Source organism: Clostridium cellulovorans 743B (assembly GCF_000145275.1).
Classification (GTDB): Bacteria; Bacillota; Clostridia; order Clostridiales; family Clostridiaceae; genus Clostridium_K; species Clostridium_K cellulovorans.
In genome coordinates, this window is the sequence record NC_014393.1 from 450,613 (window position 1) to 466,693 (window position 16,081).

A 16,081-nucleotide genomic window follows, 5' to 3' on the forward strand; every position below is an offset into this window, starting at 1 on the left:
CAGAAATAATTGGAAAATAAAGTGAAAAACTTCACGATAACTTGATTATTTATTGGTCCTTAGATATGACAAAAAAATCATATAAAAGATTTTATAATATAAGCAGTTATAAAATACAAAATTTGGAAGTGATAGCGTGAGTCAGAAGGTAAAGAACCTATTTAATTACCTAATCAATGTCAAAGGGTTAACTGATAACAGTATCAAAAGTATCGGATTGAAAGATAAGAATGTTGTGCTTTTATCCAATTACCCGAAGGATGGAATAGAATATAATCCATTAGATGAAGAGACTTATATAAAAATAACCAAAAGTAGTGGCGAGGTCTATGAAAAGATATTTAAGATATATATGTCTTGTGAAAGAGAAGGAGATAATTTCGAGATAGTATTAGGAGATTATATTTTCACATGGATATTCCAAGGCAAAAAAATAATATATCCCTTAGTAACTACTAGAATGAAGATGATTTACTCAAAGGATACTGAGGCATTCACTTTATCTGTATATGATAACATCTTAAATCTAGAGATAGATTTGTTTAGGGATAAGGAGCTTGATACAAAAGCACTTATTAGTATAAAGAGTAGATTTGATTTGGAGTTCTTAGGAATTCAAGATCAGTTCTCTATAAATAGTTATATAAAAGAGATTATAAGTGTACTTGATACTGAGGGTGAATTACATGAAGAAGTCTATATGGAATCAGAAATAGTAACTACCCAAAACATAAATGTTTATAGGATGCCTTTAATCATGACCAGGAAGGTTGATAATAAACTTTTAGTTAGTGAAGTAGGTAAGATATTAAAGGAAATTGATAAGGGAATGGCTATTCCACCTTCTATGGAGGCAATTGTAGAAGAGAAAGTATTAAATGATCCTTATAAGAATGAATTTAAAGATATTGCTAATGATTTGATGTTTCCTTTAAGCTCTAATGTTGAACAAAGGGAGATAGTACATAGGTTAAGGGATAATTATGGAGTTTTAGTTCAAGGACCACCTGGCACAGGAAAAAGCCATAGTATCGCCAATATAGTATGTCATCTTCTTGCTAATGGTAAGAGAGTCCTTGTTACAAGTCAAAATGCAAAAGCTTTAAAGGTTATAATTAGTAAGCTCCCAGAGGAAATTAAAGCACTTTGTGTGTATCAATTAGGAGAAGATAATACGTTAAAAGAAATTGATTCCTCTATACGAAGGATAGATGAGATGACAAGCAAAAATCCTATGGAGTATATCCGTAAAATTTCTGTTTTAGAGGAAAAGTTGACGAGCATAAGAGAAAATCAAAAGCTCTTAGTGAAGCAGATAAAAGAAATTGAAGAGATTGAATACCAAAAAATAAAGTATAATGGAAGAGTTTATGATATTAGTGACCTTGCAAGATGGTTAGCTAGTGAGGAAAATGAAAATAGCTGGATTGAAGAGGAGATAGATTTAAAGGACAAATGTTTTATTACTGATAATGAAATGATTAGGTTCCAGCATTTGATGGATAAATTGACAAGGGAAGAAGTTGAGAATGTAACTTTATATCTAGAAAATATAGAGCTAATACCTAAAAAAGAAGTGTTTTTAGAATATATTAAAAAATATGAAAGCTTGAAAAAAAGAGAAAAAGAATTCGGGATGATGTTACAAAGTTGGCATGTTCCTGATAACTTTACAATTGACAAAGATATATTTAAAGTTTTAGATTTGGGAGCATATGAAATTAAAAAGATAAAAGATAGCTGGGCATATAAGGTGTTAGGGTACTATAATTCTGGTTCTGTATCAAGAACAGCAATTGATAAGATTTATGTACTTCTAAAATGTGATTTTACAAGATTATTAGAACTGAGAATAAAAGCAGCTGATAAGTTTATATATATTCCAGAAGATATAGAACTAAGCAAGTTGAAGTTTGCTATAAAAAGAGTTAAAGAAGAAGTTGAAGAAAAGAATGGTTTATCTTATGGATATAAATTTACTCACAGAAAAGAATGCAAGATGTTAGCAAAGTGTACTTTAAATAATGAAAAGATATGTGATCTCGAAGGTATAGATTCTGTTCTTGATTATATAGAAGAAAAACTTATAGAGAATAACATTAAGCACTTTTGGAATATAAGTGCTAAAGAATTTAATGGTAAGGAAATAGCAAAGTTTAACTTAGAAGAAATGGCTTACTTAGAGGATGCTTTAAGATACATAGATATGATAGTCATGTGGGAGCATCGATATATAGACAAGATAACAAATTGCTTAGGAGACATAATACCGTTAAATAAGTTGGATTGGTACAATGAGGAAACTTACATAGACATGAAGAATAACTTAATCGTTCTTCAAGAATATTTAGATTATAGAGAAAGTAAGGAGTATATACTTAAATTTAAGCTAAGGCTTTCTGACATAGAATTTTTATCACCTCTTAGGGCAGCCATCGACCCTTTTAATAGTATAGAGTTTAACAAGATATATAAAGAATTTAAAAATTATGAGAAGCTTGTGCCTTTTGTTAAGGAATATAATATATATTACAACAAGCTAAAAGAAAAGTTACCAGTAACCTGTGAAAAGCTTATGAATGCAGAAAATAGAAGTGGATTAAAAAATATAAACAAAGCTTGGATGTGGAAACAGTTGAACGCTTTGCTTAAGAGAATCCATGATTTAGGAATTGATAAGCTTATAGATGCCTGTGAAAAGGAAAATATTAAAGAAAGAGAAGTTATAAAGGAACTAGCTCAAAACAAAGCTTGGTATCAACAATGCTTGAAGACTACGGAGGAAAAGAGAAAGAGCCTTTATTGTTGGTTACAAGCTGTAAAGAAGATTGGGAAAGGTAGAAGTAAATTCTATACAAAATATTTATCCATGGCACAAGAGGAAATGGAAAAATGTAAGGATATTATACCAGCTTGGATAATGCCAATAAATAGAGTTTTCGAGAGTCTAACTGTAAATCAAGAACTTTTCGATGTGGTTATTATAGATGAAAGCAGTCAATGTGATTTATCAGCTACAACACTTTTAATGAGAGGTAAAAGAACAATAATCGTAGGTGATGATAATCAAATATCGCCTCAGATAATCGGTATAGATAACACATTAGTAACTCATTATTCAGAAGCTTATCTAAAAGATATTCCATATAGCAGATGGTTTGATGCTGAAACAAATATATACACCACCGCTCAAAGAGTTTTTCCTACAAGAGTTATGTTAAAAGAACATTTTAGATGTGTCTCAGAAATTATAGGATTTAGTAATGAACTTTGCTATAACAATGAAATAGCACCTTTAAGAGGTAGGGAAGAACAAGGACTTATACCAATAAAAACAGTATTTGTTGAAGAAGGCATTAGAGAATCCAATAAATCTATAAATATAAAAGAGGCAGATACTATAGTAGATCAAATTTATCATTGCTGCAAGGATGAAAAGTATAAAGGAATGACTATGGGAGTTATTTCTATGCTCGGTGAAGAACAAGGGGAGCTTATCCAAGAAAAACTTAGAGAAAAAATTGGAGAAGCAGAGATTATAAATAGAAAGTTAGTTTGTGGAGATGCTTATTCCTTTCAAGGTGATGAGAGAGACATAATTTTATTATCTATGGTTGTTAGTGGAGACTTAAAAACAAGACCACTTACAAAGGATGTAGACATTAAAAGATTTAATGTTGCAGCTAGTAGGGCAAGGAATCAAATGTGGTTATTCCATTCTATAGACATTAAGAATTTAAATCCTCTTTGTGTGAGATATAAGTTACTTAATTACTGCCAAGGTTATCAAGGGGAAAAGGTGATTAATCAAAGGACAGGATTTGTTCAAGATGTTTATGAATTTTTAAATTCAAAAGGTTTTAAGGTAGCTACATTAGCACAAAATAAATATGGAGTAGATTTTCTTATAGAAGATGACAAAAAAACTATAGCAGTTCAATGCTTTGGTGGAGATTTAAAAGATATAGAGGACCAAGATGGCATGGAAAATCAAAAAATTATTGCTACAATGGGGTGGAAAATTTTCAAAGTAAGAGAAAGTGAATTTTACAGAAATCCATCTGGATTAATAGAAAAGTTGCAGAAAGCTACTGTTGAAGTTAGTGGGATAATCGCGTAGAAATAAAATATGATGATTTTGTGTGTCAGTTTAATTTTAAGTTAATCCCAAAATTAATCATTGAAATTAAAGAGTTATGAATACTTATTAAAATTGCTTCCCAAATTATTTTTACTAAAAAAATTTATATATCAAATGGAAAGGTGGAGATTTGTATATTCAAGTTTCCATCTTTTTATTTGCTAGTAATCAATTATTATTTTAATATTGAAAAAAACTTATTTTTGCTATATATTTTATTCATCATATGTTATAGGTGGGGGAAAATAGTGAAGACTATAAAATTAGATAGCAAAGTTTTTACCTATGAAATAAAAAGAAGCAAAAGAAAAACTATAGCTTTGAGAGTAGTGTCAAAGGGTACCATAAAAATATCAGCACCGTTAATGATATCCGTTAAGACTATTGAAGATATTATCAGGGAGAAAACTTCATGGATACTGGATAATGCAAAAAAACAGGAAGAAATAGAGGCAAGATTTAGAAATCGGAATAAAATTCTTTTTTTAGGAAAAGAATACTGTATAGAAAGAGAAATAAATAAGGACAAAACTTTTGACTTTAAAATAGATGGTGAAATCTTTAAAATTATATTTCCAAGAGTGTTAGAGGAACAAGAAGAAAAAGAATTGTTAATGAGATGGATGAAGAATGAATCTCGTAAAATCTTAAAGGCAAGAACTGATTTTTATTGTAAGTTACTAGAACTTAGTTACAATGAAATTCATATAAAAGACCAGAAAACTCTTTGGGGAAGCTGTTCTAGTAAGGATAACATTAATTATAACTATAGGATTATAATGGCACCGATAGAAATCGTAGATTATTTAGTCGTTCATGAAGCATGTCATTTGGTACATAGAGATCATGGTAAAGCGTATTGGAATTTGGTTGGCAGTGTTATACCTGATTATAAGGAAAGAAGAGCTTGGCTTAAGAATAATGGATTGCTACTTAAAATATAAAAGTTTATTTAAATTTCTAAAAGGTAGTGTTTATCTTTTAGAAATTTTTTATCACTACGGAGAAAGTTTTTAGGTTTAAGTATGAATTGTTTTATTAGATGAAATATAATTTAAGGTTTATTGTTCTTAGATGAGAATATAAATAATGAAGTTATATAAGTTCTGTTTATTGAAACTTCTTCTATATTTAAAAATTAGAATGACTTGAAATTGAAATTTTTTACAGTGGCTAAGGTTAAACTAGAGATGCATAGCCACTGTTAAAATTATCAAGAATCATACATCAAAGTACGTTGACATGATAAATATAAAAGAATACAATATAATAAAGAACAATTGTTCGATGAGGTGATTTTTATGGAAGAGTTTAAAATAGTATCAGAATACAAACCCACTGGAGATCAGCCCCAAGCTATAGAAAGCATTTCAGAGAGAGTGCTTGCAGGTGATAAATTTCAAACTCTCCTTGGTGTAACTGGTTCTGGTAAGACCTTCACCATGGCAAACATAATAGAAAAAGTTCAAAAGCCAACATTAGTTCTTGCACATAACAAGACTTTAGCTGCACAGTTATGTTCAGAGTTTAGAGAATTTTTTCCTGATGCAGCAGTTGAATACTTTGTATCTTATTATGATTATTACCAGCCAGAAGCTTATGTTGCACAAACAGATACATTTATAGAAAAAGATGCTTCTATAAATGACGAAATTGATAGATTAAGGCATTCAGCTACTGCAGCACTTTTCGAAAGAAAGGATGTTATAATAGTAGCTTCTGTTTCTTGCATCTATGGACTGGGTAATCCAGACGAATATAGAAAACTTTCCTTGTCCTTAAGAAAGGGAATGGAAAAAGACAGAGATGAGATAATGAGAAAGCTCATCGATATGCAATATGAAAGAAATGATATTAACTTTGTGAGAGCCACATTTAGAGTAAGAGGGGATATCTTAGATATTTTCCCAGCTTCATCTCAAAAAGTTGGAATCAAGGTAGAGTTTTTTGGAGAAGAAATAGATAGAATAAGGGAATTTGATGTTTTGACAGGGCAGATACTTAGAGAGTTAAAGCATGTGCTTATTTTCCCTGCATCCCACTTTGCTTCTTCTAAGGAAACTGTAGAAAGATCTATAGGGAAAATTGAGGCAGAATTAGATGAGAGAGTAAAAGAGCTCTTAGCAGAAGAAAAGCTTTTAGAAGCTCAGAGATTAAAGCAAAGAACCAACTTTGATATAGAAATGATAAGAGAGATGGGATATTGCCAAGGAATTGAGAACTACTCAAGGATTATGGATGGCAGAAATAAAGGAGAACCTCCAAAAACTTTAATAGATTTCTTTCCAGAGGATTTTTTGATGTTCATAGATGAAAGTCATGTAACACTTCCACAGGTTAGAGCTATGTATGGAGGAGATCGTTCTAGAAAGGAAGCTTTGGTTAATTATGGTTTCAGGTTGCCTTGCGCTTATGATAACAGGCCTCTTAAATTTGAGGAATTTGAGGAAAAACTAAAGCAAGTAGTTTTTGTAAGTGCTACTCCTGCAAAATATGAATTTGATCATTCAACTAATGTTGCAGAGCAAATAATAAGACCTACAGGACTTTTAGACCCAATAATCGAGGTAAGACCTATTGATGGACAAATTGATGACCTCTATTCAAGTATACAAGAAACTATAGTTAGAGGTTTTAGAATTCTTGTTACTACGCTGACAAAGAAGATGGCAGAGGATTTAACTGATTACCTAAAAGAAATGGGAGTTAAGACAAATTACCTACACTCAGATGTAACAACTATAGATAGAATGAAAATAATCAAAGAACTTAGAATGGGTGATTTTGATGTGCTAGTTGGAATTAACCTTTTAAGAGAAGGATTGGATATACCGGAAGTTGCATTAGTAGCAATCCTTGATGCTGATAAAGAAGGCTTTTTAAGGTCAAATACTTCATTAATTCAGACTGTAGGAAGAGCTGCTAGAAATGCTGATAGTAAAGTTATAATGTATGCAGATAAGATAACCGATTCTATGAGTTATACGATAAAAGAAACGGAAAGAAGAAGAAAGATTCAGATAGATTACAATGAAGCACATAATATTACTCCTACTACTATCATAAAGGGTATAAGGGATAATATTCAGATATCTACAATAGCTGAAGAAGAAGCTGTATATTTAACAGAAGAAACAATGTCACAAGAAGATTTGAAAAAGAAGATAGCAAGTTTAGAAAAAGAAATGAAGGCTGTAGCAAAAGAACTTCAATTCGAAAGAGCAGCTGAACTTAGAGATGAAATTAATAAGTTAAAGACAATTATGAATAATGACTAAAAAGAAATTGGTAATTATAGCAGATTGATTCGAGGATAGGATTTTAAGGTTAACTGTTAACTTATACAATTATTGAGGCTATTTAATGAATATTTTAATTAATAAGTTAAAGTTAAAATTTAAAATCTTATATTATGAGTCAATTTAAGATTAGAAGTAGATAAACTTTTTATATAGGAGATAAGCTATGCAAGATAAGATAATAGTAAAAGGAGCAAAGGTTCATAACTTAAAAGACGTAAGTGTAACAATACCAAGAGACAAATTTGTAGTATTTACAGGGCTATCAGGATCAGGTAAATCTTCTTTAGCTTTTGATACTATATATGCTGAAGGACAAAGAAGATATGTTGAGTCGTTGTCTTCTTATGCAAGACAGTTCTTAGGACAGATGAACAAGCCGGATGTGGAATATATTGAAGGATTATCACCTGCTATATCAATAGATCAAAAAACAACAGGAAGAAATCCTAGATCTACAGTAGGAACGGTAACAGAGATATATGATTTTTTGAGATTGCTTTATGCTAGAGTTGGAATTCCGCATTGTCCTAAATGTGGAAGAGAGATAACAAAGCAAACTGTAGATACAATGGTAGATAAAATAATGTCCCTTGAAGAAAGAACAAAAATTCAAGTAATGGCACCAATAATTAGAGGGAAAAAGGGAGAACATGTTAAGGTTCTTGAAAATATAAAGAAAAATGGTTTTGTAAGAGCACGTATTGACGGTGAACTTTATGAGCTAGAAGATGAAGAGATAAAGCTAGAGAAAACTAAAAAGCATAATATAGAAGCAGTTATTGATAGATTGGTTATTAAGGAAGGAATCGAGGCAAGACTTACGGAATCAATAGAAACATCTTTAAAGCTTGCTGAAGGTAGAGTACTTATAGATGTAATTGATGGAGAAGAAATGCTATTTAGTGAACATTTCGCTTGTCCAGAATGCAATATCAGCATTGATGAGATAGAACCCAGGTTTTTCTCCTTTAACGCACCTTTTGGGAAGTGCGATACTTGTGATGGGCTTGGAACTTTGATGGAGATAGATGAAGATTTAATACTTCCAAATAAAGAACTGAGTATAATGCAGGGAGCTGTAGCACCTTGGGGAGAAGGTAGGTTAAAAGAAGATTCTTGGGGTTTCTCTGTTCTTACAGCTTTATCGAAACGATATGAGTTTGATTTAAATACACCGATAAAGGATTTACCTAGAGAGGTTGTAGAAGCTCTTCTTTATGGAACTAATGGCGAAAAACTTACGATTTATTACGCTAATGGCTATAAGGATCAATATAATTATGCCTTTGAGGGTGTAGTAAATGAACTTAGAAGAAGATATATGGAAACTGGATCTGATACAATAAAGACTGAAATAGAAAACTATATGAGTGACAACCCTTGTCCAAAATGTAAAGGAGCGAGATTGAAGCCTGAGGTTCTAAGTGTAACTATAAATGGTAGGAACATTTATGAATTTTGTAATATGCCAATAAGAGAAGAATTGGCTTTTATGCAAGGTTTAGAGTTAACTGAAAAAGAAAAGATTATAAGTAATCAGATATTAAAAGAAATAAATGAAAGACTAAAATTCCTTATAGATGTAGGTCTAGATTACTTATCATTATCTAGAAGTGCTAGAACTTTATCAGGAGGAGAGTCTCAAAGAATAAGGCTAGCAACTCAAATAGGTTCAAGTCTTGTTGGTGTTCTTTATATTCTAGATGAACCAAGTATTGGACTTCATCAAAGGGATAATGACAAACTTATAGCTACAATGAAGCATCTTAGAGATATTGGTAATACATTAATTGTTGTTGAACATGATGAGGATACCATAAGAGAAGCAGATTTCATAGTAGATATAGGACCAAGAGCTGGAGAACACGGTGGAGAAATTGTAATCGCAGGAACCTTAGATGAAGTTAAAGATTGCAAGGAATCTATAACAGGTCAATATTTAAATGGAGAAAAAAGAATTGAAGTTCCAGCAGAAAGACGTAAAGGTAACGGTAACAGCATAGTGGTTACTGGTGGCAGAGAAAATAATCTAAAAAATGTCACTGCAGAATTTAAACTTGGAATGTTTACTGCTGTAACTGGAGTTTCAGGTTCAGGAAAGAGTACTTTAGTAAATGAAATCCTTTATAAAGGAATAAATAAGCAATTAAATAGAGCCAAAATAAACCCAGGACAACATAAAGATATAAAGGGTATAGAGAATATAGATAAAATAATAAATATAGACCAGAGCCCTATTGGAAGAACTCCTAGATCAAATCCTGCTACATATACTGGAATGTTTGATCTTATAAGAGAACTTTATGCATCAACCAATGAAGCTAAGATGAGAGGCTATAAGCAAGGACGATTTAGCTTTAATGTAAAAGGGGGAAGATGCGAGGCTTGCAAAGGTGATGGTATAATAAAGATTGAAATGCAGTTTTTATCAGATGTGTATGTGCCTTGTGAGGTTTGTAAGGGCAAAAGATATAATAGAGAAACCTTAGAAGTAAAATATAAGGGTAAAAATATTGATGATGTTTTAAATATGACAGTTGAAGAAGCCTTAGAATTTTTTGAAAACCACCAAAGAATCAAAACCAAGCTTGAAACTTTGATGGATGTAGGGCTTGGATATGTAAGACTTGGTCAACCTTCAACACAGTTATCTGGTGGAGAAGCTCAAAGGATAAAATTAGCTTATGAATTATCTAGAAGAAGTACAGGCAAGACGTTATATATACTAGATGAGCCGACAACAGGTCTTCATACTGCAGATGTTAAAAAACTGATCAGTATTCTTCAAAGACTCGTAGATGGTGGAAATACTGTTATAGTTATCGAACATAATTTAGATGTAATTAAATGTGTAGATAATATAATTGACTTAGGACCAGAAGGTGGAGTCAGAGGTGGAACAATCCTTTGCACTGGAACTCCAGAAGAAGTTGCAGAAAATAAGGGGTCCTATACTGGTCATTATTTAAAGAGAATGTTATAAATATAAAAATATAAATTACAATGCACACCTAGAACTTAGTTTCTAGGTGTTTTTCTGTGGTAATGAAAATACATTAAAGGTTTATGAAGTTATTAAAAATAATATAACCTATAAGCTTTTTTAGAAAAGTATGTATAGATTTATGTATAGATTAAGGTTTAATAAATCCCAAAGAACATGAAGGAGTTAATTAGTATTCAAATAGTAGTTATGTACTCTGATTAAAAACCTACATTACTTTTATCAACTGGGTGCAGGCTAAATGTAAAAATATTGTTGAAACTTGTGTACATAATACGACAAAATGGATAATTGTGATAATTGAAAGAGAGAAAAATTGAGAATTAAAATAAATGAAGTAGGTTTTTAAAAGAAATTCCCTGTAAAATAGTATCTTACCTTATAACTGTGGTATAATATATGATAAAAAGTGGCAGTAAACGACATGCGATTGGTTTCTATTATAATAGTGGAAATAAGATAAGGAGAGTGATGAGATAGATGAAAATTAAGATTTTAAGTAAGAAAGTTAAGATGTTCTTAGGGCTTATTGTGTTGGTCATGTTAATAAATATAAATGCCAATGCTATTACTTTTAACTATGATATAAAGAATAAAGTAATAGAAATTGAAAGTGATAATGGTTTAAATATTAAATATAAATATGATCAAGATAATAGAATAAAAGAAATTAGTTATGGTGATTTTAAGATTAAATATAAGTATGACCAATATGGTAGATTATCAGAAATTAGATATGATGATGGTTCAAGAATTATATATGAATATGATAAATATGGACGACTTATAGGAACTAGAATAATACCAGGGCACGTTACATTAGTTGGCATATCAGTAGAGAAACAAGTTTATGATATGGATATTAATAAAACTACTAATATAAAAGTTATAGGAAAATATTCTAACGGTTCATCTAGAGATATTACAAATTATTCTACATTTATTGTAGCAAATAATAATATTGTTACAATACAAAATGTAGGAATTATAACTGCAAAAGCATATGGAGAGACGGATCTAAAGATAAGTTACCTTGATAAAACATGCACAGTAAAGATAAATGTTATTAACAGAGGTACACCTAGAAAGCCTAATGCACCTACAGGGTTAATAGCTGAGAAGGTTACACAAAATACTGTAAATTTAAAATGGAATCCAGCTGCGGATAGCTTAGGCGTGGCAGGATATGATATTTATTCTGGAAGTAACTTAGTAGGAAGTACTAATGGTACAAGCTTTTCAATCAATGGATTAGAAAATAATAAAGAATATACTTTCAAAGTTAGAATAAAAGATGTAAATGGGAACCTATCAGATTTTAGTGAAGAAATAAGTGTTAAAACTCTTAATGTTGTTACACTTTTAGATATATCAGTAGAAAAAGAAGTCTATGATATGGACATTAATGAAACTATGAATATCAAAGTTACAGGAAAATATTCTGATGGTTCATCTAAAGATATTACAAATGATGCAATATTTACTACAACAAATGAAAATATTATTACAGTACCAAATCAAGGAACTATAGTTACAAAAACCTATGGAGAGACTGATTTAAAGATAAGTTACCTTGATAAGACATATATAGTAAAAATAAATGTTACAGATACAACTGAACCTAGCGAACCTGAAGCACTAGTAGCTGAAGATATTACACAAACAACTGTGAACTTAAAGTGGGCTCCATCTACAGATAATGCAGGTTTGGCAGGATATGATATTTATTTAGGAAATAATTTAGTAGGAAGCACAGATAATATAAGTTTTTTAGTTAATGGATTGGAACCTGATAAAGAATATACTTTCAAAGTTTTAGCAAAGGACGTAAATGGAAACTTATCAGATTTTAGTGAAGAAATAAGTGTTAAAACTCTTAGTGTTGTTACACTTTTAGATATATCAGTAGAAAAAGAAGTATATGATATGGACATTAATGAAACTATGAATATCAAAGTTACAGGAAAATATTCTGATGGTTCATCTAAAGATATTACAAATGATGCAATATTTACTACAACAAATGAAAATATTATTGCAGTACCAAATCAAGGAACTATAGTTACAAAAAACTATGGAGAGACAGCTTTAAATATAGGATACCTTGATAAAACATATACAGTAAAAATAAGGGTTGTTGATAAAATTATTCCTAGTTCACCTAATAATTTAGTAGCTGAAAGCATAACTGAAAAAACAGTGAATTTAAGGTGGAGTCCACCTATAGATAATGTAGATGTGGTAGGATATGATATTTACTTAGGGAGCGATATAATAGGAAGTGCAGATAGCACAAGTTTTATAGTAAAAGGCTTAGAATCTAATAAAGAGTATATATTTAAAGTTAGAGCAAGAGATGTAAATGGAAATTTATCCGAATTAAGTGAGGAAATAAAAGTTAAGACTCTTATTGATTTTACTCTTGCTGATTTATCAAAGAGATATAATATGAGTAAGAACCAGCCTGAATGGGAAGAAAAATATGATTTAAATAACGATGGAATAATAGATATCTATGATATAGCTATACTTTGTAGGACCTTAGGGTAAGTCTATTTCATAGATTCTTAAAAAAGGTTAAGAGTAATTTGTGTATTAATTAAGGAGATTTGCCAAGGAATTGGGTGGCGAATCTCCTGTTTTAATGTCTAAAGCTAAAATTAAATTTTAAAAAATTTTAAATTTTAATAAAAATATAGATAACATTTTTACATTTCTGATTTATAATTAAAAGTGTACAAATGAGGAGTGTGAAAAACATGCAAACCATGAAACGAAAAATATATACTCTTATGTTAGTAGTAATTCCAATTGTAGCCTTTGTTGTAAATGGACAAAATAATAAAATAATAGCCACAATGAATGATGTTAAAATAGATGAGACATTAGCTGATAACAATCAAATTGCAAGTGTAAAAGAAGTAAATGAAGAAAATTTTTCTTTGAGTGAACAAGAAATCAAAAATCCTATAAATTATCCTTCGAATCTATTTTTGGTAAATAGAAGTAATGTCTTAAATGAAAGTTATATATCACAATCTATGAAGATCACAAATGTGGAGTTTGTTACATATGCTGAACCAAGTGTGAGATATATGGATAGTATAGCTGCTGATGCATTAGAATATATGTTTAATGTAGCAAAGACAAATGGAATAACTCTTCTTGCGGTATCTGGTTATAGGGATTACTCTTATCAGCAAGTTCTTTATAATAACGAGGATCCAGATAATAACAAGTATGTAGCACCACCAGGGACCAGTGAGCATCAAACAGGACTAGCTGTAGATATATTATCTAATGAATACTCAAATTTAGATGAAGGCTTTGATCAAACTCAAACTTTTAAATGGTTAGAAAGTAATTGCTACAAATATGGATTTATTATTAGATATCCTAGAGGAAAAGAAGCCATTACAGGTTACAATTATGAGCCTTGGCATATAAGATATGTAGGGGTAAAGGAAGCAACTGAAATTTCAGAAAGACATATAACATTAGAAGAGTATTTGAACAGAGTAGGATAATAAATAAATTTTTTAGAAATATAGAATTTATTTAACAAAAAGAAGCTCAATTATGGGAAATGTACAACCATAATTGAGCTTCTTTTTGTTATAAACATTATATGAAAAATGAGGATAAATAGTAATTAATATTTAAAAAATCAAATTTAATCCTATAATCATACAAAATTTATCGGAAAACTGATTGACACCACGATGAAACGTGTTATAATTTAAAACATAGTAATCTTATACGAAATATGAAAAATATTACTAACAGAAGGAAAATCAAAAAAGAAGTTAGGAACAATTCAAAAAAGTGAAACTGGAGGGGCAAAATGAAAAATTTTAAAAGAAGCATATCATTAATTATTATTACTATGTTAGTTTTGTCAATTGTTGGATGTGGCAAAGAGAAGAAATCTGAAACCAGTGTAAAGATTGGATATTTGCCAATAACTCATGCAATACCTTTATATATTGAAAATGAAGTTGCAAAGGGGGATATTGAACTTGTAAAGTTTGGTTCTTGGGCAGAACTTATGGATGCTCTTAATTCAGGTAAAATTGATGGGGCATCAGTTTTAATTGAACTTGCTATGAAGGCTAAAGCACAAGGGGTTGATTTAAAAGCAGTAGCATTGGGTCATACGGATGGTAATGCAGTAGTTGTTTCTGATGAAATAAACACTGCTAAAGATATAAAAGGAAAAAACTTTGCTATTCCTAACAAGGTATCCACCCATAATATCTTATTATATGAAATGCTTAAAAAGGAAAATATCAAAATTAATGAAGTAAATATAGTTGAGTTACCACCTTCAGAAATGGCAGTGGCGCTTCAAGAAAAAAGGATTGACGGTTATTGTGTAGCTGAACCATTTGGAGCAAAGTCTGTTGTTAACGGAAATGGAAAAGTTTTAAAACAATCTTCTGAAATACTTAAAAATTCTATCTGTTGTTCTTTGGTTTTACGAGGTGATTTTATAGAGAAAAATAAAGCAAAGGCTTCAGAGGTTGTAAGTAAATATGTAGAAGCTTCAAAATATATTGAAGAGAATGAAGTAGATACAAGAAGCAAGGCAAAGGAATTTTTGAGTGTAAAAGAAGATGTATTAGATGTATCTCTTCAATGGATATCATTTAAGAAATTAAAGATAGAAGAAGCAGACTATAATTCAATTGTTGGATACATAAAGGAAATGAATCTTTTTGACAACCCACCTACCTATGAAGAGTTTATAGATAATTCGTTGTTAGAAGAGGTAAAGTGATATGAAACATAAAAGAAAGTTATTAAATATAATAATAAGTCTCAGTTTATTATTGATTTTATGGCAACTTCTTTCACTATTTGGGGAGGTAGGTAAAACAAGTATTCCTTCACCGTTAGAAGTAGTTAAAGCCATAAAAGATATGATAGAGGATAAAATTTTATTTAAATATATAGGCATAAGTTTATATAGATTTGCAGTAGGTTATTTTATTGCAGCAATATTTGCTATAGCATTAGGACTAATTTTCGGATGGTACAAAAAAGCTTGGGATATTATAGATCCTATAGTTCAAGTTTTAAGACCAGTATCACCAATAGCTTGGTTCCCTTTTATAGTTATTATTTTTGGAATAGGAAACCTTCCTGCAATAGTCATTATTTTTATAGCTGCATTCTTTCCGATACTTTTATCTACAGTGACAGCAGTAAAAAATATAGAAAAGAGTTATTTAAAGGTTGCAAGCAACTTTGAGATCAAGGGTTTAAAACTAATGGGAAAAATTGTACTACCTGCTATATTTCCTTATATCGCAAATGCGATGCACATAGCTCTAGGGAGTGCCTGGGTTTTCTTGGTAGCTGGAGAGATGGTTGGAGCTCAATCGGGCCTTGGATATTTGATAATAGATGCCAGAAATAATCTTAGGTTGGATATGTTGATGGCTGGGATTATATTTATAGGATTAATTGGCCTAATATTAGATAAATTAATTGCCCGAGTAGAAAGAAAAATTGGTGTAAAGTGGGGAAGAACTTATTAAGCTGAGGCATCTTCTTGCAATTAAAAAGTATTACTGAAGTTTAAATTTAAGATTTATGGATAGATGCTCCGCTTGAAAATCTAAATTCATT

8 protein-coding genes are annotated in these 16,081 nt (G+C 30.5%); all 8 read left to right on the forward strand.

The window, feature by feature from the left end; genetic code table 11:
- The first annotated feature begins 136 nt into the window (after nt 1-136).
- The 8 genes from CLOCEL_RS01900 to CLOCEL_RS01935 all read left to right on the forward strand — a co-directional run bounded on the left by CLOCEL_RS01900 (nt 137) and on the right by CLOCEL_RS01935 (nt 15,990).
- Nucleotides 137-4,120 (forward strand): AAA domain-containing protein, encoded by a 3,984-nt coding sequence (locus tag CLOCEL_RS01900; protein WP_010075097.1) that lies wholly within the window; start codon nt 137-139, stop codon nt 4,118-4,120.
- A gap of 269 nt (nt 4,121-4,389) precedes the next feature.
- Nucleotides 4,390-5,085, forward strand: a complete 696-nt coding sequence (locus CLOCEL_RS01905; protein WP_010075096.1) for a M48 family metallopeptidase — start codon at nt 4,390-4,392, stop codon at nt 5,083-5,085.
- A 357-nt stretch (nt 5,086-5,442) separates the two neighbouring features.
- Nucleotides 5,443-7,419, forward strand: coding sequence for an excinuclease ABC subunit UvrB (uvrB, locus tag CLOCEL_RS01910; protein ID WP_010075095.1), 1,977 nt, complete (start codon nt 5,443-5,445; stop codon nt 7,417-7,419).
- Nucleotides 7,420-7,606: 187 nt separating this feature from the next.
- Nucleotides 7,607-10,426, forward strand: a complete 2,820-nt coding sequence (uvrA, locus tag CLOCEL_RS01915; RefSeq protein WP_010075094.1) for an excinuclease ABC subunit UvrA — start codon at nt 7,607-7,609, stop codon at nt 10,424-10,426.
- 501 nt (nt 10,427-10,927) lie between these two features.
- The gene (locus CLOCEL_RS01920; protein ID WP_010075093.1) at nt 10,928-12,997 is read left to right on the forward strand and encodes a fibronectin type III domain-containing protein; all 2,070 of its coding nucleotides are present in this window, start codon (nt 10,928-10,930) and stop codon (nt 12,995-12,997) included.
- A 209-nt stretch (nt 12,998-13,206) separates the two neighbouring features.
- Nucleotides 13,207-13,974 (forward strand): M15 family metallopeptidase, encoded by a 768-nt coding sequence (locus tag CLOCEL_RS01925; RefSeq protein ID WP_010075092.1) that lies wholly within the window; start codon nt 13,207-13,209, stop codon nt 13,972-13,974.
- A gap of 317 nt (nt 13,975-14,291) precedes the next feature.
- Nucleotides 14,292-15,227, forward strand: a complete 936-nt coding sequence (locus CLOCEL_RS01930) for an ABC transporter substrate-binding protein (protein ID WP_010075091.1) — start codon at nt 14,292-14,294, stop codon at nt 15,225-15,227.
- Between the two features lies 1 nt (nt 15,228).
- Nucleotides 15,229-15,990 carry an ABC transporter permease gene (locus CLOCEL_RS01935; RefSeq protein WP_010075090.1) on the forward strand — a complete coding sequence of 254 codons (762 nt, stop codon included), beginning with the start codon at nt 15,229-15,231 and terminating at the stop codon, nt 15,988-15,990.
- Nucleotides 15,991-16,081 lie beyond the last annotated feature (91 nt).

Excerpts from the sequence above, each read along its gene's own strand:
- uvrB (WP_010075095.1), top strand. The coding sequence starts at position 5,443 with ATGGAAGAGTTTAAAATAGTATCAGAATACAAACCCACTGGAGATCAG.
- uvrA (WP_010075094.1), top strand. The coding sequence starts at position 7,607 with ATGCAAGATAAGATAATAGTAAAAGGAGCAAAGGTTCATAACTTAAAA.
- CLOCEL_RS01920 (WP_010075093.1), top strand. The coding sequence starts at position 10,928 with ATGAAAATTAAGATTTTAAGTAAGAAAGTTAAGATGTTCTTAGGGCTT.
- CLOCEL_RS01925 (WP_010075092.1), top strand. The coding sequence starts at position 13,207 with ATGCAAACCATGAAACGAAAAATATATACTCTTATGTTAGTAGTAATT.
- CLOCEL_RS01930 (WP_010075091.1), top strand. The coding sequence starts at position 14,292 with ATGAAAAATTTTAAAAGAAGCATATCATTAATTATTATTACTATGTTA.
- CLOCEL_RS01935 (WP_010075090.1), top strand. The coding sequence starts at position 15,229 with ATGAAACATAAAAGAAAGTTATTAAATATAATAATAAGTCTCAGTTTA.